20 protein-coding genes and 2 tRNA genes are annotated in these 23583 nt (G+C 47.2%); 18 read left to right on the top strand and 4 right to left on the bottom strand.

Features of this window, described 5'->3' with window-relative positions:
• Positions 1-3: 3 nt before the first annotated feature.
• Positions 4-3891, bottom strand: coding sequence for a bifunctional diguanylate cyclase/phosphodiesterase (locus tag AC2CG4_RS11350; protein WP_484486360.1), 3888 nt, complete (start codon positions 3889-3891; stop codon positions 4-6).
• A gap of 36 nt (positions 3892-3927) precedes the next feature.
• Positions 3928-4173 (bottom strand): hypothetical protein, encoded by a 246-nt coding sequence (locus AC2CG4_RS11345; protein WP_484486359.1) that lies wholly within the window; start codon positions 4171-4173, stop codon positions 3928-3930.
• Between the two features lie 22 nt (positions 4174-4195).
• Between AC2CG4_RS11345 and AC2CG4_RS11340 the strand changes: the two genes are divergently transcribed.
• The 8 genes from AC2CG4_RS11340 (at position 4196) to AC2CG4_RS11305 (ending at position 9830) form a co-directional block, all read left to right on the top strand.
• Positions 4196-4271 (top strand) — tRNA-Lys (locus tag AC2CG4_RS11340).
• Between the two features lie 44 nt (positions 4272-4315).
• Positions 4316-4391 (top strand) — tRNA-Lys (locus AC2CG4_RS11335).
• A gap of 177 nt (positions 4392-4568) precedes the next feature.
• Positions 4569-5624, top strand: coding sequence for a quinolinate synthase NadA (gene nadA, locus AC2CG4_RS11330; protein WP_484486358.1), 1056 nt, complete (start codon positions 4569-4571; stop codon positions 5622-5624).
• A 137-nt stretch (positions 5625-5761) separates the two neighbouring features.
• Entirely contained in the window at positions 5762-6634 is an 873-nt protein-coding gene (dapA, locus tag AC2CG4_RS11325; protein ID WP_484486357.1) for a 4-hydroxy-tetrahydrodipicolinate synthase, read from the top strand.
• A gap of 37 nt (positions 6635-6671) precedes the next feature.
• Positions 6672-7886, top strand: coding sequence for an outer membrane protein assembly factor BamC (gene bamC, locus AC2CG4_RS11320; RefSeq protein ID WP_484486356.1), 1215 nt, complete (start codon positions 6672-6674; stop codon positions 7884-7886).
• The gene (locus AC2CG4_RS11315) at positions 7887-8657 is read left to right on the top strand and encodes an MBL fold metallo-hydrolase (RefSeq protein ID WP_484486355.1); all 771 of its coding nucleotides are present in this window, start codon (positions 7887-7889) and stop codon (positions 8655-8657) included.
• 64 nt (positions 8658-8721) lie between these two features.
• Positions 8722-9432: a phosphoribosylaminoimidazolesuccinocarboxamide synthase gene (gene purC / locus AC2CG4_RS11310; protein WP_062066463.1), complete on the top strand. Its 711-nt coding sequence runs from the start codon at positions 8722-8724 to the stop codon at positions 9430-9432.
• 122 nt (positions 9433-9554) lie between these two features.
• The gene (locus tag AC2CG4_RS11305; protein ID WP_062066461.1) at positions 9555-9830 is read left to right on the top strand and encodes a PilZ domain-containing protein; all 276 of its coding nucleotides are present in this window, start codon (positions 9555-9557) and stop codon (positions 9828-9830) included.
• A 24-nt stretch (positions 9831-9854) separates the two neighbouring features.
• On the opposite strand, the gene AC2CG4_RS11300 is transcribed toward AC2CG4_RS11305, so the two are convergent.
• Complete coding sequence (locus AC2CG4_RS11300; RefSeq protein ID WP_484486354.1) at positions 9855-10376, bottom strand: leucine-rich repeat domain-containing protein; 522 nt, start codon at positions 10374-10376, stop codon at positions 9855-9857.
• Between the two features lie 185 nt (positions 10377-10561).
• On the opposite strand from AC2CG4_RS11300, the gene AC2CG4_RS11295 reads away from it, so the two are divergent.
• From AC2CG4_RS11295 to AC2CG4_RS11275, 5 genes are all read left to right on the top strand, one after another.
• Positions 10562-11215, top strand: coding sequence for a YiaD family glycine zipper/OmpA-like lipoprotein (locus AC2CG4_RS11295; RefSeq protein ID WP_484486353.1), 654 nt, complete (start codon positions 10562-10564; stop codon positions 11213-11215).
• 196 nt (positions 11216-11411) lie between these two features.
• Positions 11412-11825, top strand: coding sequence for a BlaI/MecI/CopY family transcriptional regulator (locus tag AC2CG4_RS11290; protein WP_484486352.1), 414 nt, complete (start codon positions 11412-11414; stop codon positions 11823-11825).
• A 33-nt stretch (positions 11826-11858) separates the two neighbouring features.
• A complete protein-coding gene (locus AC2CG4_RS11285) occupies positions 11859-13448 on the top strand; it encodes a TonB family protein (protein WP_484486351.1) in 1590 nt (529 codons plus the stop codon).
• A gap of 96 nt (positions 13449-13544) precedes the next feature.
• Entirely contained in the window at positions 13545-14198 is a 654-nt protein-coding gene (locus tag AC2CG4_RS11280) for an energy transducer TonB (RefSeq protein WP_484486350.1), read from the top strand.
• A 77-nt stretch (positions 14199-14275) separates the two neighbouring features.
• Entirely contained in the window at positions 14276-15094 is an 819-nt protein-coding gene (locus tag AC2CG4_RS11275; RefSeq protein WP_062066894.1) for a class I SAM-dependent methyltransferase, read from the top strand.
• On the opposite strand, the gene AC2CG4_RS11270 is transcribed toward AC2CG4_RS11275, so the two are convergent.
• A complete protein-coding gene (locus AC2CG4_RS11270; protein ID WP_484486349.1) occupies positions 15071-16312 on the bottom strand; it encodes an MFS transporter in 1242 nt (413 codons plus the stop codon). The two genes, AC2CG4_RS11275 and AC2CG4_RS11270, sit on opposite strands and share 24 nt — an antisense overlap.
• Positions 16313-16499: 187 nt before the next feature.
• Here AC2CG4_RS11270 and AC2CG4_RS11265 point away from each other — a divergent pair, with 187 nt between their 5' ends.
• The 5 genes from AC2CG4_RS11265 to AC2CG4_RS11245 all read left to right on the top strand — a co-directional run bounded on the left by AC2CG4_RS11265 (position 16500) and on the right by AC2CG4_RS11245 (position 23289).
• Positions 16500-17699, top strand: a complete 1200-nt coding sequence (locus AC2CG4_RS11265) for an ROK family protein (RefSeq protein ID WP_484486348.1) — start codon at positions 16500-16502, stop codon at positions 17697-17699.
• 42 nt (positions 17700-17741) lie between these two features.
• Positions 17742-18719, top strand: a complete 978-nt coding sequence (locus tag AC2CG4_RS11260) for a hypothetical protein (RefSeq protein ID WP_484486347.1) — start codon at positions 17742-17744, stop codon at positions 18717-18719.
• 203 nt (positions 18720-18922) lie between these two features.
• Positions 18923-21463 carry a TonB-dependent receptor domain-containing protein gene (locus tag AC2CG4_RS11255; RefSeq protein ID WP_484486346.1) on the top strand — a complete coding sequence of 847 codons (2541 nt, stop codon included), beginning with the start codon at positions 18923-18925 and terminating at the stop codon, positions 21461-21463.
• A gap of 99 nt (positions 21464-21562) precedes the next feature.
• Entirely contained in the window at positions 21563-22486 is a 924-nt protein-coding gene (locus AC2CG4_RS11250) for an ROK family protein (RefSeq protein WP_484486345.1), read from the top strand.
• A 155-nt stretch (positions 22487-22641) separates the two neighbouring features.
• The gene (locus AC2CG4_RS11245) at positions 22642-23289 is read left to right on the top strand and encodes a 2OG-Fe(II) oxygenase (RefSeq protein WP_484486344.1); all 648 of its coding nucleotides are present in this window, start codon (positions 22642-22644) and stop codon (positions 23287-23289) included.
• The last annotated feature ends 294 nt before the right edge of the window (positions 23290-23583 follow it).

Below are 23583 nucleotides of genomic sequence, written 5' to 3'. Positions count from 1 at the left end.
CGGCTAACAGTAATTCCGCTCGATGAGTTGCTGCTCAAATTCTGCTACCGCCACCGGTCTACCAAAAAAATAACCCTGGAACATGGAGCAACCATTTTGTTCCAGGAACGTTTTTTGCGCCTCAGTTTCTACACCCTCTGCAATGACTTGCAAATTCATATTCTGTGCCATCGCGATAATGGTGCGCGCAATAATCGCATCGTTAGGGTCAATCGCAATATCGCGCACAAATGTTTGATCAATTTTTAATTGGTCGAGCGGCAGGCGTTTGAGATAGGACAGCGAGGAGTAGCCGATGCCAAAATCATCCATGGAAAAGCCGATACCGTTGTCTTGCAACTGCTGCATTTTTTCAATGCTTTGATCTACATTTTTTAACAGTGAACTTTCGGTGAGCTCGAGTTTTAACAAGCGTGGTTTAATATTGCTGTTTTTGACTATATCCAGAACTTCTTCAACAAAATGTGCTTGGTTAAATTGAATGGGGCTCACGTTAACGGCGATGCTGAGTGATGCAAATTGAGGGTGTTGGCTCCACTGCCGCAATTGTTCACAGGCCTGACGAATCACATGGCGCCCGATCGCGATAATTAAACCAGTTTGCTCCGCCACTGGGATAAAGTCAGCGGGTGAAATCATACCGTTTAGCGGATGTTGCCAGCGCAATAACAGCTCGGCGCCGAGCGCTTTGCCTTGACTGTTGATTTGCACTTGATAATAAGGGATCAGCTGCTGCTGGGATTCATAGGCGGTGCGCAAGTCCGCTTCAATGGCCGCGCGTTTTTCCAAGTGTGATTGCATATTGGGATCAAAAAAACGAATCGCGTTGCGACCACTGTCTTTGGCTTGGTACATGGCAACATCGGCATGACGCAATAAATCATCAATGCTGCGGGTCTGACCTTTAAATAAATTCACCCCAATACTAATGGTGCAATGAAAAACGGATTGTTGTAGCGGGTAGGGTAAATTAATTAAATCATGTAGTTCTTCTGCGCGTTTTTTGGCTTCTTGTGCCGCCATTTCGGCGTTATCGCCCAGATTATCAAACACCACCACAAATTCATCACCGCCCAGGCGTGCGGCCAAATCAGTGGCGCGGATAATACTGCTAATTCGCTCGCCTACTTGGACGAGCAGTTGGTCGCCAATATGGTGCCCACGGGTGTCGTTGAGCAATTTGAAGTGATCTATATCGATAAATAACAGTGCACCGTGTTGATGGGTGCGTGCGCTTTGTGCAGTCAGTAATTTAAGCCGATCTTGCAGCATGCGTCGGTTGAGTAACTGAGTGAGCGGATCAAAAAATGCAAGGTTAAATATTTTTTCCTGATCTTGGGCGCGACGCAATTCACCGCCAATACGATCAGCAAAAATGAGCAGTAAAGAGTTGATTTGCGCTGAAATAGGCAGTGAGTGCTCAGCCATTAGTACCAGTGTGCCAATGGCGTTGCCCTGAGCGTTTTTGATGCCGACCCCGAGGTAACTATCAATATTGTAGTTGTGCAAGATTTCATCGTGTGGGTAGTGCTGCTGTGCGCCGGTACTCATAAAGCAAAAGTTTTCTTCAATGACATCATTGCAGAGTGTGTTGTGCAGTGTGTAATTAATATTGGCTTGCACCTGCCCGTTTATTAAATAGGTGTGGGTGGTCGCCATGGCAGGATTGTTTTTATCTATTAAGCTAATCACGGCTTGTTGTGCACCGATTGCATGAGTGAGTGCATTGAGAATAGTGACAAAAAAGTCAGGCGCCGAGGCTGCGTCGGCAGCCGCCGCTGCAGTAAGGGCTAAATCCAACCCCTTGCGCTCGGTAATATCCTGCATTGTGCCTTGTATACTGGTGCCTTCTGTATCTGCGATAGTGTCGCCTTGCAGTTGTAGCCAGAATTTTTGTCCGGCAATTTCTATGCGAGCTTCCAGCGCAAGCGGTTTGTGATAACGCAGGCTTTCAGCGAGTGCGTGGGTAACTGCATCGCGGTCATCGACGTAAATAAATTGATTAATGAAGTCACTCATTTTGGCATTGAGAAACTCATCTGGCAGAGCGAATAGTTCCTTCATGGATGAGCTGAAATGGTAATTGTCAGATGCGGGATTCCAGCTCCAGTGTGCAATGCGCGCCATGAGTTGCGCGCTTTCCAGTCGCTGCTCACTTTGTCGCAATGCATCTTCCACCTGTTTGCGTTCAACCAACTCCTGTTCGGCTTGCAATAGTGCTTTTCGCTGCGGTCCTAAATCTATATCGAGGCAATACATTTCTTTGTGGTCGGGAGTGTCGATAAGCACATGATTGGAATAAACCCAGACCTCGTTGCCGTGGGCATCCTTCAGGGCTAGCTCACCCGAGGGGATTGCCTCATCTTTTTCATGCCAGTCTTCGATTGCCTGATGTACCCCTTCGCGCATAAAGCCGGGAATAATTAAATCTTCCAGCTTTTTTCCCATCGCATCGGCGGCACTAAATTTATAGAGATCCTCGCTCGCTTTATTCCAAAAAATCACTTCGTGAAAACGGTTGTAGCCCTGCACGGCAATATTGCGTGTCGCTTCAAAAATGTTGCGAAAACGCTGTTCATTTTCAAGGTCGGTTTGATGGGTGTGGACACGCTTGGTGATGTCGCGTGCAAGACAAATAAAACGATCATGTTCGCGATAAGTTCCTGCTAGTTTGGCAATGGAAAGCTCATACCAGAGAGTGGTTTCGTCTTGTGTTATGCGAATACTTTTTCCTTGTGATATGCCCCAATTGTCTGCCTCGCTTAGGGCATTCATCCACACGGTTACAGATGAGGATGCCAGTGTTTCGGAGAGATTTCGGCCCAATACATCGGGTGCAGACAAAATATGATGTTGATTGGTGTCATTAAAGGACAGCACATGCCCTTGGCGATCGATTTCAAACAATAAATCCGGAATTGCATGCAAAACGGCTTCAAGATGTTTTTTTTGTTTTTCTTGCTCTTGGCTGGACTCGCCCAGCTGGTGGGTAGTGGTGGCAATTTCAGTATGAGCGGCGGTAATCATCAAGCCGAGCATCGTCATGCTCGCGGTGTAAATCCAAATTACCCAATAGCTCAGTTGTTGCGAGGGCAGGGCGAATGGACCTAGTTGGTTGACGGTAGACCAAATTGCTAAAAAGCTAAAGCCAATGGTGGTTAATCCGCTGCCCAGCAAGCCGAAGGACAGTGCTGCCCAGGCGACGCAAACAAAACTGGTAAACACTATAGGCAAGTGTAAGTTGTTATCAAAGTTGTTAAGCGGAAAACAAAAGAGTCCCACGGCCAGGCTCACCGTAAATACTATAAAAAAATCCAGTTTGCGCTGTAGCACTTTATCGATACTGGTGCGATTGATGTTGGTTAGCAGCGGTGCTGCGAGAAATACACCCAGGCTGTCGCCCATCCACCAAATGAGTGCCGTGTAGAGACCTGTTTCGAATGAACCTTGGTTGTAATAGTTGAGGGCAAAACCGCCGATGCTGGCGGATACCAGCATGCCCAATGCGCCCAGAATAAGAAAATGGAAGGTGTTGGCGCGGCATAATTGAGTGGGGTTGCAGTGCGCGCGGCGCAATAGCCACAGGGCACATAAGGGTGCGAGAGTATTGCTGGCTGCTAATAGCAAATTGATAGTCAGGTTGGCGCCACTGGATACTTGCAACAAGAGTGCGGCTATAAAAACTGCAGGCCAAAGACGCGGTGACCAGCGATAAAAAGCCGCTAGCGCAATCCCGCCTGGCAACCAAAAGAGCGTGACTCTGTCGCTTTCAAACGGTACGCAAAGACCCAGCCAGCCGGTGAGGCTGTAGGCAATAAATACCAATAGCAATTGAGCGAGCCTGGGTGGCTGTGGCTGCGATATTCCTTCCCCGGGTGAGGCAAAAAGCATGCATCGTTCTCATTATCGACTGGGATAACTAATCCGCTAATCCTTTTGAGCCTGGTGTGGTGCTTCAGGTCTCGGTTTGTTGCCTGCTAAGGATAGGTTAAATCCAGTGCCCTTGTCGCGAAAGTTTTTCCCTTCTGCAAATATGCTCAATACTATTCCCACCGGCTTGATGAATGCGTCGATAAAATTAACAAAAAGCCGCTTTAATAACCAATTCATCTTTCCCGAAGGAGTAATGTGCGTTAATTCGTAAAAAAGCCTTGTTTTTTCGGCCCAAAACATTATTATACGCGCCTCGCATTTAGGGTCGTTAGCTCAGTCGGTAGAGCAGTTGGCTTTTAACCAATTGGTCGCTGGTTCGAATCCAGCACGACCCACCATTTTCTTAAATGGTGCTCAAAAAGATAGTAAATGCGAACCCTGTGGGTCGTTAGCTCAGTCGGTAGAGCAGTTGGCTTTTAACCAATTGGTCGCTGGTTCGAATCCAGCACGACCCACCATATTGAGAGCAAGTTTTAAAAAGGGCGCTTAGCAAAGCGCCCTTTTTTATTGGGTAAAAATCCTGTTGCCCGGTTATTGGTGATTTGTATTACTGCTAATCCAGGTGCGGCACTGTGATAAAATTGCGCGCAAATTTACTGCCCGTTAATGCGGGTGAGCTTGAGTGAGGCGATTATATGTCTGAGTTTTTGAATCTGGCTGTGCGCGATAGCGCTGCTGAAGATCTGGTCAAGCAACACCTTGCCCGTGTGTGGAGTGCGCCCCAGTACACGTCTGAGCAGGAGGCTGATTACAAACTCCGTATTAAAGCCTTGTTGAAGCAACACAATGCGGTTTTGGTTGCACACTACTACACCGACCCTTTAATTCAAGCGCTGGCCGAAGAAACGGGCGGCTGTGTATCCGACTCGCTGGAAATGGCGCGTTTTGGTAAAAATCACTCAGCTGACACCTTGATTGTTGCCGGGGTGAAGTTTATGGGTGAGACCGCCAAGATTCTCACCCCAGAAAAACGCGTGCTTATGCCCACACTTGAGGCGACCTGCTCGCTGGATTTGGGTTGCCCTATCGATGAGTTCTCCGCATTCTGCGATCAACATCCGGATCGCACCGTTGTTGTCTATGCCAATACCTCGGCTGCGGTAAAAGCGCGCGCCGATTGGGTGGTTACCTCCAGTATTGCGTTGGATGTGGTGGACTATCTGGACCGTCAGGGCAAAAAAATTCTCTGGGCGCCGGATAAACATCTCGGCGGCTATGTGCAGCAAAAAACCGGCGCCGATGTATTGCTTTGGGATGGCGCTTGCATTGTGCATGAAGAGTTTAAAGCCAAGGGTGTGGAAGATCTTAAAATCCTGTATCCCGACGCGGCGGTATTGGTACACCCTGAGTCACCCAAGTCGGTGGTGGATTTGGCTGATGTAGTTGGCTCCACCTCGCAGCTGATCAAAGCTGCGCAAACTCTGCCTAATCGCGAGTTTATTGTTGCGACCGATCAGGGCATCTTCTACAAAATGCAGCAAGTAAATCCCGATAAAATTTTCCATATCGCACCTACCGCTGGTAGCGGTGCAACTTGTCGCTCCTGCGCTAATTGCCCTTGGATGGCAATGAATGTGCTGGACAATCTGGTCACCGTTTTTGAACGCAGTGATAATGAAATTCATGTTGATCCTTCGCTGGGCAAGCGGGCGATGATTCCATTGCAGCGTATGCTGGATTTTAAAAAATAAGGTTTCACGGTCTGTTGATGGTGTTTTGCTTGTTTCGTCTGGCCCCACTCAGTACCATGGCGCCTTTCGTTGTTAATCCACTTACATTTCCCCCAACTTTTTACGCTACATTATTTTGCTAGCTAACGGAGCTCCCGATGATTCACGGCAGTATGGTTGCCCTGGTAACCCCAATGAATGCAGACAATTCCCTCGATTGGGCTGGTTTGCATAAACTGGTGGACTGGCATCTGGAGCAGGGTACTCACGCAATTGTAGCGGTCGGCACCACTGGCGAGTCGCCAACGCTGGATATTGAAGAGCATTTGGCGGTGATCAAAAAAGTAGTCGATCAGGTTAATGGTCGCATTCCTGTGATCGCTGGAACCGGCGCTAATGCTACTGCCGAGGCAGTGGAGTGGACGCAGGCGGCAAAAGATCTGGGTGCAGATGCCTGTTTGCTGGTAACGCCTTACTACAACAAACCGACGCAGGAAGGTTTGTTTTTGCATCACGCGCATATCGCCAAGGCGGTTGCTATTCCCCAGTTTCTTTACAATGTTCCGGGGCGTACCGGTGTGGATATGAAACCGGAAACGGTTCTGCGTTTGGCAAAAATATCTAATATTGTTGGTATCAAAGAGGCTACCGGTGATCTTGAGCGCGCTAAAGTGCTCATCGAACAAGCTCCCGCTGACTTCGCAATCATTTCGGGTGATGATGCCACTGCAGTTGAATTAATTCTTTTAGGGGGCAAAGGGGATATTTCTGTCACCGCGAATGTCGTACCTGCTGCTATTGCACGTATGTGTGAATTAGCACTGGCTGGTAATGCAGAAGAAGCGCGTGCGATTAATCAGCGGTTGCTGCCTTTGCACACGGCCATGTTTGTTGAGTCCAACCCGATCCCCGTCAAATGGGCAGTTGAACAATTGGGTCTTATCCAATCGGGTATTCGCCTGCCGCTGACACGTCTGTCAGAGCAGTATCACCAACAGCTTAAAACAGCCATGCAAGCTGCCGGGGTTTAATCCAATCCCTGCGTGCAGGTTGTCGATGAGATGATTCATGAGTCCAATTAAAGCAATGACCATAACAACAACTCCTTTGCTGTCGATCAAGCGCCCATTGTTGGTGTTTCTGGTTGCCAGTTTGACGGTTTCCCTCTCTGGCTGCGGTATGTTTTTTGGCGATGAGGGTGTGTTCCGTAATCGTGAAGGCGATTACGTTAAAGCCGACAATATTCCGCCTTTGGTTTTACCTGCGGGTAAAAAATCAGAAACCATGGGGGAGCTTTATCCCATCCCGCCGATCACTGCAACTGACTTTGGTTATGACCCTACCGCAGATGATTATGAGGTTCCGCGCCCCATGCCGTTATCGGCTAATTTGGAGCAGGAAAACGTCAAAATTCAACGTGTTGGCAGCGAGAGCTGGATTCTGCTGAATGCCGCGCCCGGCGAGGTTTGGCCACGTATTCGCAACTTTCTTAATGTGAACACTTTGGCGGTGAGCAAAGCCGATATAGGCAAAGGCATTATTGAAACCAGTTGGTTGCAATTCAAAACTGATTTATCGACCTATGACCGCTATCGCCTGCAGATCGATCAGGGCGTACAGCCTGAAACTACCGAAATTCATATAACCCATATGAGTGTTCCCGTCGCTGAAAAACCTGCACCCGATATGCCTTGGCCACGCCGCTCTGTGAATGCCGAGCGCGAAAAATGGATGTTGGATGAGCTGGCGGCGACTCTGGCGAGTGAAACCGCTGAAGGTGGTACCTCACTGCTTGCGCAAGCGATTGGCGGCTCGGTAAAGGCGAGCTTAACCGTATTGCGCACTGAGCCTGTAATGACTATTAAATTGGATCGTCAGCGCGCATTTGCGACCTTGACTTATGCGGCTAAGCGCGATGGTTTTACAACGCTTGATGTGGATACCGAAGCGGGTCTTTATTATGTCCATTACATCGATCCTGAAGAAGCTAAACCAGGTTGGTTCAAGCGCACTTTCCGTATAGGTTTGAATCCCAAGCCGCCGTCATCGCCTTATTCAGTGGCGCAGCTTAAAGCCAATATGCTGACTGGCGATGCTTTTGAAAAGGCACCTCGTTCAGATCGCGATGAAGAGAAAGTACTACCCGATGCGCCCGGCTACCTGATTGTTGTGACGGGCGATGAAGGTGATTTTGTTGTACGTGTGCGCGACCCTTATGGCAAGCGTTTGACACCACATGAAGCACGTGAGTTGCTCACCGTCTTGCGGAGAAACCTGATTTAGATGCTCGCTACGCTGCGTTTTGCCTCACTGGGGAGTGGTAGCCGCGGCAACTCTACTCTAGTGGAGTGGAGCGCAGGCACGCTGCTGATTGACTGTGGTTTTAGCGTCAAAGAAGCCAATCAGCGGCTTGATCGCTTGGGCAAGCGCGCGGAAGATCTACTGGCGATATTGGTTACCCATGAGCACGCTGATCATATCAAGGGTGTCGCTACTATGGCGCGGCGCTATGATCTGCCGGTTTATATGACACCGGGCACTTATCACAGTCGCAATTTAGGTGAGTTACCTGATTTGCGTTTGATAGAGGCCTACACACCATTTGTGCTCAACGATTTGCAGATTACCCCGGTTGCGGTGCCGCACGATGCCCGTGAGCCCACGCAATTTGTTTTTGAATACGCAGGATTGCGGTTGGGCATACTGACCGATCTTGGCAGTATTACCGCCCATGTTGAAGCGCATTACCAGGATCTTGATGCCATGGTACTGGAGGCCAATCACGATCCGGCAATGCTCGCCTCGGGTTCCTATCCTCCTTCACTGAAGCAGCGGGTAGGGGGGCTCTGGGGGCATTTGAGTAACCAACAGGCCGCCGGTTTTTTACAGCGGCTCAATTGTGCAAGGTTGCAGCATCTAGTGGTAGCGCATATCAGCCAGCAGAATAATTCGCTGGAGTTGGCGCAGGCCGCTTTAGCGCCGGTGACGGCCGAGGTAAAACAAGTCACCTTTGCATGTCAAAATCAGGGTTTTGACTGGTTGTCTGTTTGTTAAATTTTTTGTTTTGTTTTTTTACCTTTTGTTTCTTAAAACATACTTTTGAATAGCAGGTCTATCAATGGAAAAGCGCGAACAACTCTACGCTGGCAAAGCCAAATCTATCTACAAAACGGATGATCCTGATCATGTGATCATGTTATTCCGCAACGATACTTCCGCTTTTGACGGTAAGCGCATTGAGCAACTTGATCGCAAAGGGATGGTGAATAACAAGTTTAATGCCTTCATCATGACCAAGCTGCAGGAAGCAGGTGTACCTACGCATTTCGTGAAACTGTTGTCGGATACCGAAGTGCTGGTGAAAACCATGCAGATGATTCCGGTTGAGTGTGTGGTACGTAATCTGGCTGCTGGCTCATTGGTGCGCCGTTTGGGAGTGCAAGAAGGTTTGGAATTGAATCCACCAACGTTTGAGCTGTTTTTGAAGAATGATGCCTTGGGTGACCCAATGGTCAATGAATCCCACGTGCAATCATTTGGCTGGGCGACCCCAGAGCAGTTGGCGCGCATGAAAGAATTAACCTTTAAAATCAACGCTGTGCTTAAAGATTTGTTTGCCTCAGGCAATATGCTGCTGGTGGATTTCAAAGTGGAATTCGGCCTGCACAAAGGCGAAGTTATTCTGGGTGATGAGTTCTCACCCGATGGCTGTCGTTTGTGGGATAAAGACACCCGCGAGAAATTGGATAAAGACCGTTTCCGCCAAAACCTTGGCAATGTTGTCGAGTCCTACGAAATGGTTGGTCAGCGTCTTGGTTTGACGTTCTAATCAAGTGTTTCGCGCCGCTAAAAGGGGCTTAGGCCCCTTTTTTATTGCAGGTGAATTTTAACGATTAGTATCTATACTCAAACAATGTAGTTAACGGCTAATAACATCATGGAGTGCCTACAGTGAACGAACGCCGCATCTTTGAGCGCACATCAACGTCAGTACGCGTTGAAATGTCCCACCCAAGTTTTGGCACGATTGTCGGTTTTGCCAAAGATATTTCTGATGGCGGCGCGCAAGTGCAAATTGAAAATCAAGTCTGCCCGCCTGTAGGGACAGAAGTGTCGGTTAAATTTAAAAAGGCAGTGGGTGCAATTAATGCTGAGCCAGTGCGTATGCGTGTTGTGCATCAGCTGCGCAACACCCTTGGTTTAATGTTTGTGCGGGGCGCGCTGTAATCTGCGCCCCTTACTCTATGCTGATTAGTTTGCGCATTGTGCTGGCAATTTTAAATCCATTTTTTGGTGATTAAGATTTTGCTGTAACTGATATAAATCCTTGCACGTCATTTGAGGGTTGTTATCCACATGTAATTGTGCGAGGTGCAGTAAGTTCAGCAGCGGTGCGGGATTGTTAATCTTGTTATTGCTTAGCACCAAGTTTTCCAGCCGACCTAATTGCCCAATTTGGCTAATATCGGTAATTTGATTGTCCGCAAGATTGAGTTCCTTCATTGCAAAAAACTTATCTAAGCCCACCAGTGAAGTAATACCTGCATTACTGCAATTGAGGCGTGTTAATTCTTCTGCGCTGGTGATATGCAAATCGTAAATCGTTTGCTCTACGCAGTTGTGCAGGTGTGCATCAGCCAATTGATAATCTTTAAAAATTGATGGTGGAGTGTAGACAACATTTTCATTCACACTGACGGAATAATTTTTACACCCGCTGGTTAACAAACTGGTGACTAGCCCACAAAAAAGTAACAAAGATTTGCTATACATATGGAGTTTTCCTGGGTTGAAGCGGAAAATTGAGCGCGAATTATTTCGCCACTGTAATCAGATCTGGAGTTGGCAGCAATCATAGAATTCAGTATTTATTCAGTTCCAGTGTTCAACAATCATTACACTAGAACATAATTTTAGTTCCCCCCCCCCTCGTTTTTTGTTTTATTGGAGAGTCTCGTATGAAATATATTCTCGCTATCATTTTGTCGTTCACCATTGTGGGCTGTACCACAACAGATCCTTATACCGGTGAGCAAAAAACCAGTAAGACAGCTAAAGGTGCAGGCATAGGTGCGCTGGCTGGTGCAGTATTGGGGGCGGCCACTGGTGATGATAAAAAAGATCGCCGCGAACGTGCCTTAAAAGGCGCAGTGCTGGGCGGTGCGATTGGCGGCGGTGCCGGCAATTACATGGATCGTCAAGAGAGCAAGCTGCGCGCAGAGTTGCAGGGCACCGGTGTCCAGGTGCAGCGCGATGGCAATAATTTGACTTTGATTATGCCGGGCAATATTACGTTTGCTTCAAGCAGCGCCGATATTCGCTCAGACTTTTTCCCGGTATTGAATTCAGTTGCCAAGGTTGTGGCAGAGTTTAATCAGACTTCGCTTCGCATCACCGGGCATACTGACTCAACTGGTGGCGATAAGATTAATCAACCATTGAGTGAACGCCGCGCCGATAGCGTTGCTATGTATTTGCGCAGTCAAAAAGTCAGCAGTGCTCGCATCCAGTCATACGGATATGGTTCACGTTACCCAGTTGCTAGCAACGACACTGCGGTTGGTCGCGAACAAAACCGCCGAGTTGAGTTGGAGTTGGTTCCTAACGAATAATCACTGCTCGTATCACAAACAGCCGCTCGGGTAACCGCAGCGGCTTTTTTTGTTAAAAAAACATCTAAATCAAAGAGTTAAATCTGTGTGCTAATTTTTTAGCACTTATTGCTTGACTAAAATCCCAGTGGTGCTAATTTATTAGCATGGTGCTATAAAAGTAGCATCAATGAAGTTCAATTCTGTGGATGTCGTTATGACTATTGATGATCTGGATAAAACCGCCGCCGCACAGCTGAGTCGCCGCGAGCGGCAAATTATGGATGCCTTATTTGAGGCGGGAGAATTATCCGCTCAAGATGTGCGGGCGGCGCTGCCCGATGCGCCCGGTTATTCCGCGGTGCGGGCTTTACTTGCCAAATTGGTTGAGAAAAAAATTGTGGATTTTCGCGAAGAGGGGCCACGCTATATTTATTTCCCCGTTGTCGCCCAGGAAGAGGCGCGCGCCTCGGCATTGCAAAAATTATTGAAAACCTTTTTTGCGGGATCAACTGCCGCTGCCGTTAATGCCTTGTTGGGGATGAATAAAGAAAAGCTCAGTGCGGAAGAAATTGAGCAGTTGCAGCAGGCAATTGATGCTGCTTCCGATAACGATAAAACCTCATCCTAACCTGTTGGATTGCCCACCTATCGAGTAGCGAGCATGGATACTACCCTTGCGATTAGCCTGATAGTGACCGGTTTAATCAAGCCGATTATTTTGTTGCTCATCATTATTTTACTGTGGCTATGTGTGCGCAAACAATCAGCCGCATTGCAACATTTTGTATTGAGTCTTGGGGTGATCGCTGTGCTTTTACTGCCGCTATTGGCGAGTGTGTTGCCAGCGGTTGAAGATCGGGCTGTACCACTGCTCAGCAATATTATTCGTGTACCGCAAGACTGGTTAAGTGCCTTGCTACCGATGTTAACAAGTTCGCTGGGCAAAAATGAGTTAATGATTCTTGTCGGGCTGTATTTGTTGCCCGCAACCTGGTTGTTATTTTATTTGGCGCTGGGGGTGTTTGGCTTATCGCGCCTTGCGGCGCGTGCGCAATCGGTAGAGTGTGATGCAATGCGTGCGCAAGTAAATGTATTGTGTGAGCTGATTGATATTGCTCGCCCGGTAAAAGTCATGACATCCCGTGAAGTCAGTTCACCCCAAACCTGGGGTGTGTTGCGCCCGGTGATTATGTTGCCCCGTGAAGCTTTGTTGTGGGATGAAGAAAAACAGCTGAGTGTATTTATTCACGAGTTGGGCCACATCGGCCGCTGGGATTGGCTCACCACGCTTTTGGTAAAAGTCACCTGTGCATGCTTTTGGTTTTTGTTGCCGATTTGGTGGCTGGCGCAAAAAATTTATCAACAGGCTGAAATTGCGTGTGATGATTACATTTATAAATTACGCGATAAACATTTTGCATACGCACAAAATTTATTGGCTATTGCCAGCAGCGATAACCATAAAAATATTGATAATGATGCGTTAAATATGCGCGGCCAATCACCTATCTATCAGCGTATTATGCTGGTGTTGGATAAACACCGCCCGCATCAGCCAGTGCCGGTAGAGACTGCGCAATACTGGTTAATTGTCGGTGGTTTGTTATTGGTATTGTTTGCCAGTGTGCAAATTATTCCGCTGCAAGAACAGATGCGCGAGCGAGTTGCGCATATGCTGCGCATTGATTTTCAGCAGCAAGACGCCGCTGTTGCTGAGCCAAGTGCAGTCAATACCGAGCAATTTAGTTGGGTGTTATTACAGCAGCTAAAACCGCAAATTGATTCGCTTCCCGCGCCTATCGACAATGTTGAACACGTGCGTATTCATGTTGCGCGGCCAACCAAACAAGAGCTGCACGACTTGCAAGGATTGTATAGTGCAGTGGAATCCCATAAGCACGCTATTGCAGTTCCAAGTATACAGATACAAGGTTTTTTACCGATTGATATGGCGAAGCCAGAGTATCCTGCGCAGGCCTTGGCTAAAGGTATTGAGGGTTGGGTGGAAGTAATATTTTCCATCGATGCGCAGGGCAATATTGTGAATCCACAGGTCCGCGCCCATTCCCCCTCTCGTATTTTTGATCGCAGTGTCTTGGCCGCGCTGAAAAAATCTCGCTATCGTCCGTTGTTGTTGGATGGTCAGCCCGTTGTGGTTCAGGGTGTGACCGAACTGTTTCGTTTTAATCTAGTCGCTGATAACGAACAGATTAGTCACGACGAAAACTCGCTCGATAATCGCCGACGATAACTGCCCGCGATACCCACCCCTCTCCCGTCATTTTTGTGTTGCTAGTCACTGGCAGGGGATTGCTTTGCCTGAAATAAACTCCACGAGGAAATAACCATGAACTCATCAATAATTTGTAATCAAAAAAATATTGCGTTGCCGGTTGAGCACCATCACCCTGTGTTTAATATGTTCGGTATTATGCCATCGGCCTTTGTTGTTACGTCGATCTTGCTTTATGCGATGTATTTGTTAGTGCATAAAGATTATCCATTGGTGGCGCCTCCACCCCGTCCACCCATACCGCATGTTATTGCCGATTTTCCAAAGGATATTCCGGTGATACAGGAGGCATTGCCTGTTAAGCCGATTGAGCAAACACCGCCTCCCAGCGTAAACATGGTTGAACCTATGGAGGTTGATTCAAATCCTGGTGCGGGTTTTGGTGGCCCAATAACAATGAAAAAACCAACCATCACTGGCGTGTTTGGTGTGGGCGGGCAAATGGTGCCTTTTATAAGAATTGCGCCGCAATATCCACAATCAGCCGCAGCGAAAGGTATTGAAGGTTATGTGGATGTGATGTTTGATGTGACCGCATTAGGCACGACAGAAAATATTCGCATCATCGCGTATGTGCCTTCTACCGTGTTTAATAAAAGTGTGATTAAAGCGGTGCAGGGCTGGAAATACAAGCCCAATGTGGTTGATGGCGCCCCGGTAAAAACTTACGACGTAAAAGACCGGGTGCGCTTTGCAATGGAAAAATAACCATGTAGAACAAAAGATTGCTCGCACTGGGTAACAAATAGATAATGTCTTCACTATTATTTTTACCCAGTGTTTTTATGTCTGATTCTCTTGCTGTTTTATGTAATTGCCCGCAGCGTTTAGCACAAGCCGAGCAGCTTTCCCAAGTGTCGCGGTTGCCTTTGCTCGTCGAGCAAATGCCGGAAGCTATTATCGATTACGCTTTTGTTGTGCTGTTTTCTTCAGTCGGAATCGCTTTGCAGCAAACCGGACGCAAAGCACCTGGGCCGATAATTGCGGAGTTTACCGAAGGAGCAGTGGATCATCGGCGTAAATTCGGTGGCGGCAAAGGGCAGATGATCGCCAAAGCGGTTGGTGTTAAAGCAGGTGTTTATCCGCAGGTGTTAGATGCAACCGCGGGTATGGGCAAGGATAGTTTTGTACTGGCCACACTCGGTTGCCAGCTCACTATGATTGAACGCTCACCCATAGTGCATGTGTTATTGCAGGATGGCCTTTTGCGCGCGCAAGCGTTTGCGCGCGAACAAGACGCAGAGTTGCTGCAGGTAATCAATCGTATGCAGTTGCTTGCGCAGGACAGTCGCACTTATCTCGAATCACTCAGCGCTGAACAGTTTCCCGATGTGATTTATCTCGATCCCATGTTTCCCGAGCGACAAAAAACGGCGGATGTCAAAAAAGAAATGGCCGCATTCCATTCCGTGGTGGGTAAAGACGAAGATGCCGATGCGCTGCTGCCGTTGGCGTTAGCGCATGTGAATTATCGTGTGGTGGTCAAGCGTCCACGCAAAGCGCCGTTTCTCAATAATCAGGCGCCTTCGTATCAATTGGAAGGAAAATCCAGTCGCTACGATATTTACACTTTAAAAAAGTTACCTGATCATCTCGGGGCATAGCTGTGATTGATGCTCGCGATTTAATCTTGCTTCGGCTGGTTTGCGTAACCAGTTATAGCAAAGTGCGATACAGAGTAAGGCGGCAAAAGCAGTTGCCATATAAAAACCATATTTCACATGACCAAATAAGTCACCTGCCAGTCCCATCAAGAGTGGGCCCAGTGCTGCTGCAAGGGCAGTAAAAAATAAAATTATGCCTGCTACTGAGCCGTGTTCATGTTTATCGAAACAACTGATTCCTTTTGAGTTGAGTGTTGGATAAATCATGGACATAAAGAGCCCGGATAGCGGGAATAGAAATACTGCAAGTGCGGGCCCACCTAAAGCGCTCCCAATAAAGCATAAAAAAATTGCTGCGCTGAATACGGCCATCACCAGCGACCACTCAAACCGCAATAAAACCCATGCACCTAAAAATCTTCCTCCCGCACGTAGCACGAAAAAAATGGTCAGTGCGTAAGTGGCAAGCCATTGCCAATTTCCGTCATAGTCTTTTAAAAATGTGGGCATCCACACGTAAATAGCAACTTCAGTAGCAACATAGAGAGCAATCATTGCTGAAAAGCCGCCCGCATAGGGGTTGCGCAACATTTTTATTGTTCTTCTCAGGTCAACTTTTTCATGATCATTGCTTTGTTGTGCGCGAGGATATTGTACGCAGCTGGCGATTAGCATCAGTAACACGCAAATACCTCCCGCAACTAAATACAAATAGATCCATGACACTTGTGTTGTCAGTAAGTAGGCAACTATTGCTGGGCCGATTATTGCTCCCACTCCGAAAAACCCCTCTACTGTATTCATGGTGCGCGTGTGTTCGCGGGTATCTGTTGATATGTCTCCAATCAGTGCCAGGGCGCCGGTTTTAAAAATGCCTATTGCACAGCCTGACAATAGTAGTAATGCAACGAAAAATTCAAAATTGTGCCCTAGTGAGAATAAAAAGCATGAGAGCGCAAAGATCCCCAAGCCTATCAAGATGGTGTATTTGCGCCCGAGCTTGTCGGCGAGAAAGCCGAAAGCAATCCCGCTAAAGGCAATAGCAATCATAGGTGCATAGTGAAATGCACTTGCTTGAGTCAGGCTTAAGCCAAAGTCTTTAATGATCTCAGGAATAATGACTCCAACGGCGTCGGTAGTCATGGCAAACATGGTGAACATCAAAAATGTTAACCAGCGGATCAGTCGTAAATTGTGAGTTTCGTACGCAGTTGACATGACGCTGCCCTCGGGGAAATTGTTGTTATGAAGCCCTTTAGTACCGGTCCTTTTGGTTTCAATTTGGCACTCAAATGATTAGGATGACAAAATTGATTGACTTATTTATTCACAGTGGTTTAATTAAGTCAACAAATTCGACCATAATTCTGAAAGGAAATACGGGTAACCCAATGGTGAGGCATTTATGAGTAAGGGTAGCAATTCCAGCGGTTTGCGTCGGTACAACGAGCGAGTGTTGATTAGTGAGCTGCGTAGGCTTGGTTTGGCATCGAAGTTTGAACTGGCCAAACTTGCAAATTTAACGCCTCAAGCGGTAACGCGCATCATTGATGATCTGGAGCAGGCGGATTTAGTCGAGCAGCGAGGCAAGGTACAGCGAGGTCTCGGGCAGCCCTCCACAATGTATGCGTTAAATCCTAAAGGCGCATTTTCGATTGGTGTGAATGCAGGGCGTAACGATATACAAATCTTGTTAATGGATTTTTGTGGCAACGTATTGAGCAAAGTTGCACACGAATTTACCTTGCCCGATCCGGATTTTTTAATCGATAAAGTCGTTCAAGGTGTCAATTACTTGCGTAGCAGTTTGTCGTTGGCGCATCAGCAGCGAATTATTGGTGTCGGTCTTGCAATCCCTTGGTTTATGGGGGCTTGGAAAAGTGAACTAAATATGAGTGATGAGCTGGCTTTACGCTGGAACCAGTTCAAGCCGCGCGAAGAGTTAATGAAAAAAATTGATCTACCTGTGTTTGTCGAAAATGATTGCTCTGCCGCTGCGGTCGCTGAGTTGAAATTAGGTTGTGGTAATAAAATCAATAATTTTCTATACATCTTTATCGGCACCTTTGTGGGCGGCGGTGTGGTCTTGCATGGTGAGCTAGAAGCTGGCGTGCACGGTAATGCTGGCGCCCTGGCCTCTATGCCGGTGACTGCCTCACAACTGGATACAGTGCCACCCCTAGCGGGTTCGTTTGAAACTCTGGCGAACCGTGTTTCTATTTATGCACTGCGTCGTCATTTAAATGCGCGCGGTTTTTCGATCGATACCATCTCGCAGCTGCCATCATTATTACCGGCGGCACAGGTGGCATTGGATGAGTGGATTGAGGATGCGATCGATGCTTTTTCGTTTGTCATTTTTTCTGCAACAGGCGTATTGGATCTAGAAGCCATTGTGTTAGATGCAAATCTGCCGCGCGACTTGGTGCATGAAATTGTGGGCAAGCTAGCAGTACGTGTGAATTTATTAACACCGACAGGAGTGCTTGCACCACAAGTATTGAGTGGCAGTGTCGGGCCGGACGCGCGCGCTATAGGCGGGGCAATTCTGCCTTTTTATGCCAATTTCTCGCCCGACAAGAATGTAATGCTAACAGGTGATTAATTTTTTACGCTAATCCACATGTGGAAATAAACAGAGGTCGTTATGTTGCAATTAACTGATAAGTGGGTGTGGGATTTTTGGTTTGCGGTAGATGGTGAGGATTATCATCTCTTTTATTTACAAGCGGATAAGTCGTTAGGTAATCCTGACTTACGCCACTGGAATGTTTCGGTTGGGCATGCACTATCGCAGGATTTAAAAAACTGGACGATTTTGCCGGACGCCCTCGCACCCACTGTTGGAGATGAAGATGCTGCTGATTCATTTACCACCTGGACGGGCAGCGTGCTTCGCCATGAAAACGAGTGGTTAATGTTCTATACCGGTACCAAGCATGCAGAAAAAGGGTTGGTTCAGCGTGTGTGTTTGGCTCGCTCGCCAGACTTAATTCATTGGCATAAGCACGACCAAAACCCACTGGTTGAATTAGATGAGCGTTGGTATGACGGATTAAAGTTGGAATATTGGCACGATGCCTCTTGGCGAGATCCATGGATTATTGTTGATAAAAACTCAGCAGGTGATCCGCTCTACCATATGCTGGTGACCTGTCGTGTGAATCGCGGCGCTCCCGATGGTCGCGGTGCAATTGGTTATGCAAGCTCAACAAATTTATTTGATTGGCAAGTGGGAGATGCTTTTTTGGCTCCCGGTTGGTATGGCGAAATGGAAGTGCCGCAGATTCAAAAAATAGGCGAGCGATATTATTTATTTTGCTCTGTATCTACGCGTTTCCACTCTGCGGAACATAAGGCAGACGCAAATGTTATTCCGCAAACTGGCGTTAAATATTTTTCATCGGCGCAAATGCTTGGCCCTTATGAAGTAATTGGGAATGGGTTCCTTACCCGTCCTGAGCAAGATGGCCTTTATGCTGGCCGTATTATTCAGGGGCCGGATAGTAACTGGTATTTCATGGCGTTTTTGGGCAATAACGAACAGGGGGAATTTCAGGGAGTGATTATCGATCCTATTCTGGTGCAACAAGCAGAGGATGGCAGCCTTTATCTAGCAGATTGATTTAAACCCTTTGGCTATCAAAGCCTAATGGTGGTGAATCCCTCATTTTTACCTGCTTTTAATCCAATAAGTTCTAAATGTGATGATTAATGTGCAAAAAGAGTGTGTGATTTTTCTTGAATATATTAAATCACAGTGATTTAATTAATATCGAAATGCAACAAATAACAAAAACGATTGATTAATAACACAGGAGAGAGCTCATGTTACGTTCTGCATCTTTTTTACCTAATAGCTTGGCTTTGGCCATCGCCACCCTTTCTTTTGCAGTGGCTGCGCAGGATGGCGCTGTTGAAGAAATGATTGTGACTGGTGTTGTCGGCAAAGAGGTTACCAAGCTGAACGCAAGTATCTCGGTTAGTGCTTTACCGGCAACCGAGGTGGAAAAAGCTTCACCACGTTCGATTGCTGAAGCGTTCCGCAGTTTGCCGGGTATCCGCGCAGAATCTTCGGGTGGTGGCGGTAATGCAAACATCACTATTCGCGGTATTCCGCTAGCTACGGGTGGATCCAAATACATGCAAATTCATGAAGACGGCCTACCCGTACTTGAGTTTGGTGACATTAATTTTGGCAATACCGATAATTTTGTACGTTTCGATTCCAGCGTGGCGCGGATTGAATCCGTGCGCGGTGGCTCTGCTTCCACGCTGGCCAGTAACTCACCTGGAGGGATCATCAATATTTTAAGTAAAACCGGTGAAGAAGAGGGCGGCAGTTTTGGCATCACCACCGGGCTGGATTACGATGAGTTTCGCACTGATTTTGAGTATGGCGGAGAGCTAACTGACACGATTTACTTTCACGTTGGTGGTTTTTATCGCAATGGTGAAGGCGTGCGCGAAACGGGCTTTAACGGCGATAACGGTGGGCAAATTAAAGTTAATCTAACCAAAGAATTAGATAATGGATTTATCCGTGTCTATGCCAAAAGTCTCAACGATAAGGTTACAACTTACTTGCCTGCCCCAGTTATGGTAAAGGGTAGTGGTTCCTACGGCGCTGTTCCCGGCTTTGACGCCAGCACTGACGCTTTGCAAAGTTCTGCATCATCACAAATTACTACATTTGATGCTTATGGTAATGCTCATGAGCGCTCGGTACGCGATGGTATTGAATCCAAAGTTAACGCATTTGGGTTTGAATTTGACAACGAAATTGGCGATGGTTTGGTCATCAATAATAAATTTCGCCGCTCATCAATTACGGGCGGATTTATCTCCCCGTTCACCGATGGTTTTGCTGGTGGCACAGATACTGTCGCAAATAAAGGTGCTGCACTTTGTGCACAAGCATCTGTTGGTGGTGTCAGTATTGACTGCTCTGGTGGAGTCGTTGCAACTGTAAACGGTAAAACTGCTAACCCAAATGATTTGGCGTTTACTAATTTAATGTTTGATACCAAATTTGAAGATTTAGGGCTGACAGTTAACGATTTGCGCTTAACCAAAAGTTTTGATGCTGTGACGGTCACGGGTGGTTATTACTTTTCTCAGCAGAATATTGATACTGCTTGGGAAAGCTGGCATACCCGCATGCAGGTCTTGGGCACGGGTGAAAATATTCACTACGTAGCAAAAGACGCTGGTATTGATGCACAGGGTAATCCTATTGACCTGGTGCTCGCTAACCAGGGTGCACTGACGCAGAGTTTTCTGGCGTGGGATTGGGATTTGGATTACACCACCACAGCGCCTTATTTAAATGTAGCGTTTGAAGTTTCCGATAACTTCTCGTTTGATATGAGTGTGCGTCGCGATGAGGTGCAAGCTCGTGGTGAGCGGCTTGATGGCTGTTGTGGAGGCAATACCTCTGTTGACTTGAATGGTAACGGCAGCATAGGTCAATTTTCTGTTGCGAATGGTGTAATTACCCGTTTGGACTCTGATGCCTTAATGGAAAATGCGAATGCAACATCGGCTGGTTTTATTGCGGGTGGTGTGCGCGTGCTCAATGAAACTAATGCGGCGGTAACCCGCGTTAATTACGATGCAAGCAATACATCTTATTCGATCGGCGGAACCTATTTGTTGAACGATAACTCCTCCGTTTTTGCTCGTTATAGTGATGGCGGCCGTGCAGTCGCCGATCGCTTGACCCAAGTAGCTGGCTCGCTCAATGCCAACGGTAGTCTCTCTGCTACAACGGATGGTTACGATAATGTGCAGCAGTTGGAAGTGGGTTACAAATTAATAGCAGATGATTGGTCATTGTTCGCCACTGTGTTTAACACTATTACTGAAGAGACCAATGCAGAAATTACTTCGGGCGTAACATTTGTTCGCGAATACGAAGCCACTGGTTTGGAGTTGGAAGGTAAGTATCAGATTAATGATTATTTTTCGCTGCGTGGTAACACTACTTGGTCAGATGCGGAGATTACCAAAGATAAAACTAATGCCGCAGTGGTAGGTAATGCACCGCGTCGTCAGGCAGATTTTATTTGGACCGTTGCGCCAGAGTTTTCAATGGAGGACTTTACTGTAGGTCTTGCGCTGCAGGGCACCACAGACTTTTACCTGCAGGACAATAATGATTTGAAACAAAATGGTTACAACTTGGTGAACCTCTATGCGAGCTGGAATATTAGCGAGCAGTTAACTACCAGTTTGAATGTAAACAATCTCACCAATGAGTTTGCGCTTACAGAAGCTGAAGAGGGGTCAGCTGCAGTTGGGAGTATTATCCGTGGTCGTCCAGTCAGTGGTCGCTCTATGTCTCTTGGTTTGCGTTACAACTTCTAGCAAGCCTTTTTTGCCGGGGAATTCTTCCCCGGCTTTTTTTACCTTTTTATCAATCGAATTAACCTTGCTCACCACAGGTTAATGGATCATGGATTTTCTATGGCTAGTACATCTTTACCCGGTGTAATTGCGGCGCTTGAAGCGGGCGGTACTAAATTCAATTGTGCCTTGCTCGACACAGAACTCAATATTATTGCGCAAGCGGCATTTCCTACTACAACACCTGAGCAGACGCTGGCTCTGGTTAATCATTTTTTTCAACAGACTTTAGCTGCACAACAGCTTGAGCTGGTTGCGATGGGAATTGCCAGTTTTGGGCCGGTTGATCTGATTCCCTCATCGGCTACTTATGGCTACATAACTAACACACCTAAACCGAATTGGTCCAACATCGATATCTGCGGTTATTTTTCGCGCGAGTTAAACGTTCCCATCGCATTTGAAACCGATGTAAATGGCGCGGCCTGGGGCGAAAAAATTAGCGGTGCTGCGCGTGACCTGAGTGACTATATCTATGTGACCATAGGTACGGGAATAGGAGCCGGTATAGTTGTTAACAATAAACTCCTGCGCGGCTTGGGGCATCCTGAAATAGGGCACATGTTGATGCCGCGCGATTTATCAGTAGATGCCTATTCTGGCTGCTGTCCATTTCATGGCGATTGCCTTGAGGGGTTGGCCTCGGGTAAATCAATAGAGTCACGCTGGGGTGTTTCAGGTAAACATTTGAAAGCCGATCATCCTGCATGGGATATCGAAGCCCAGTATCTCGCGGTGATGTGCGCAAACCTGACGCAGATAATTGCGCCGCAAAAAATTATTCTTGGTGGTGGTGTGATGGATCAGCCGCATCTGTTGCCTATGATTCATCGTTATTTTCTAGAGCGGCTTAATGGTTACGCTCCTGCTGCAGTCCTGGCCAATACGGTTGACTATATTGTGCAAACGCCTTTGCAGGGTATGGCGGGTATTGTGGGTATTGCTGCTCTCGCATTATCAAATGGTAAGCAAATTGTGGCTTAGTGAAGGTCACAAGCAATTGTTGAAGAGTCATAGTACTCATCGACAATTGCCACGGTAAAAAGTAAATATTGATATCGTCTCCTTCTCGGTTGGTATCTGCTTATAATGCGCGTTTGCACTCGTGATGCAAATGTTCGTGAAGCCAGCAGGTAGCCATGTCCAACCTAAATCCTCCTCTACACACTCAGTATGATGCGATTGCCGATGCTCTCGCGGGCCCTGGTTTTATTATTCTGGATGGTGCGTTTTCCGCGCAGCTCACCCAAGACTTGGTTGCATTGATCGGCTCAAAAGAGGTTCAATTAAAACCAGCAGGTATTGGTCGCGCGGATAACTTTCAACTCAATGACTCGGTGCGCGGTGATGTAATTGAATGGTTGGAGCCTGGCGCAGCACCTGTCACGGAATTTTTATCTGCAATGGATAAACTAAGAGAGGCATTGAATCAACGGTTGTTTCTGGGATTGTGCGAATATGAGGCGCACTTTGCTTGTTATAAACCGGGAGCGTTTTATGCAAAACATCACGATGCATTTCGTGGCGAGCCTGGGCGCAAGGTTTCCAGCGTTTTTTATTTGAATCCTGATTGGGATTTTGCGGCAGGTGGCGAATTAGTGCTCTATGATGAAGCGGGGGATGTGGAGTTAACTAGACTTGCACCAGAATGCGGCAGATTGGTGTTGTTCCTGAGCGAAGACTTCCCTCATGAAGTGTTGCCTGCGCGCCGACAACGGCAGAGTATTGCAGGTTGGTTTCGGGTAAAACCCGAGATATTTCTCCCTATTGGGGGCGCTCCAGCCTAAATGTGCATGTTTATTAGGTTATGAGTCATGCAGCTGCTGAGTAACAGCGGTTAAAGCTCCTATATAGTTAAGGTCTGCTGTTTGGTATGGCCATTTGAAGGTAAATACCATTAAGGAGGTAAGTTAGTTGGCAATACTTTTGCAAGACTTGATGTGTGGCTCGCTGGAGTTCTTCCGGGAGAGAGGAAATGGAACTAGAGGATTAGTTTTCAGCGGGCGCTATAACAAGAAACATACCACGCTCAGAAAAACCCCCTCTTTTATAGAGACAATAAGGCGAGGCCGTGCATGCTT

The sequence above is a fragment of the Cellvibrio sp. ATLC23 genome (genome assembly GCF_057196725.1).
The sequence above is the reverse complement of the archived record's forward strand: the minus strand, read 5'-3'. Positions and strand labels throughout refer to the sequence as shown.

What these genes read in the sequence shown, in the direction of transcription:
- AC2CG4_RS11350 (WP_484486360.1), bottom strand. Translation starts at nt 3,891, where the DNA reads ATGCTTTTTGCCTCACCCGGGGAAGGAATATCGCAGCCACAGCCACCC.
- AC2CG4_RS11345 (WP_484486359.1), bottom strand. Translation starts at nt 4,173, where the DNA reads ATGTTTTGGGCCGAAAAAACAAGGCTTTTTTACGAATTAACGCACATT.
- nadA (WP_484486358.1), top strand. Translation starts at nt 4,569, where the DNA reads ATGTCTGAGTTTTTGAATCTGGCTGTGCGCGATAGCGCTGCTGAAGAT.
- dapA (WP_484486357.1), top strand. Translation starts at nt 5,762, where the DNA reads ATGATTCACGGCAGTATGGTTGCCCTGGTAACCCCAATGAATGCAGAC.
- bamC (WP_484486356.1), top strand. Translation starts at nt 6,672, where the DNA reads ATGAGTCCAATTAAAGCAATGACCATAACAACAACTCCTTTGCTGTCG.
- AC2CG4_RS11315 (WP_484486355.1), top strand. Translation starts at nt 7,887, where the DNA reads ATGCTCGCTACGCTGCGTTTTGCCTCACTGGGGAGTGGTAGCCGCGGC.
- purC (WP_062066463.1), top strand. Translation starts at nt 8,722, where the DNA reads ATGGAAAAGCGCGAACAACTCTACGCTGGCAAAGCCAAATCTATCTAC.
- AC2CG4_RS11300 (WP_484486354.1), bottom strand. Translation starts at nt 10,376, where the DNA reads ATGTATAGCAAATCTTTGTTACTTTTTTGTGGGCTAGTCACCAGTTTG.
- AC2CG4_RS11295 (WP_484486353.1), top strand. Translation starts at nt 10,562, where the DNA reads ATGAAATATATTCTCGCTATCATTTTGTCGTTCACCATTGTGGGCTGT.
- AC2CG4_RS11290 (WP_484486352.1), top strand. Translation starts at nt 11,412, where the DNA reads ATGACTATTGATGATCTGGATAAAACCGCCGCCGCACAGCTGAGTCGC.
- AC2CG4_RS11285 (WP_484486351.1), top strand. Translation starts at nt 11,859, where the DNA reads ATGGATACTACCCTTGCGATTAGCCTGATAGTGACCGGTTTAATCAAG.
- AC2CG4_RS11280 (WP_484486350.1), top strand. Translation starts at nt 13,545, where the DNA reads ATGAACTCATCAATAATTTGTAATCAAAAAAATATTGCGTTGCCGGTT.
- AC2CG4_RS11275 (WP_062066894.1), top strand. Translation starts at nt 14,276, where the DNA reads ATGTCTGATTCTCTTGCTGTTTTATGTAATTGCCCGCAGCGTTTAGCA.
- AC2CG4_RS11270 (WP_484486349.1), bottom strand. Translation starts at nt 16,312, where the DNA reads ATGTCAACTGCGTACGAAACTCACAATTTACGACTGATCCGCTGGTTA.
- AC2CG4_RS11265 (WP_484486348.1), top strand. Translation starts at nt 16,500, where the DNA reads ATGAGTAAGGGTAGCAATTCCAGCGGTTTGCGTCGGTACAACGAGCGA.
- AC2CG4_RS11260 (WP_484486347.1), top strand. Translation starts at nt 17,742, where the DNA reads ATGTTGCAATTAACTGATAAGTGGGTGTGGGATTTTTGGTTTGCGGTA.
- AC2CG4_RS11255 (WP_484486346.1), top strand. Translation starts at nt 18,923, where the DNA reads ATGTTACGTTCTGCATCTTTTTTACCTAATAGCTTGGCTTTGGCCATC.
- AC2CG4_RS11250 (WP_484486345.1), top strand. Translation starts at nt 21,563, where the DNA reads ATGGCTAGTACATCTTTACCCGGTGTAATTGCGGCGCTTGAAGCGGGC.
- AC2CG4_RS11245 (WP_484486344.1), top strand. Translation starts at nt 22,642, where the DNA reads ATGTCCAACCTAAATCCTCCTCTACACACTCAGTATGATGCGATTGCC.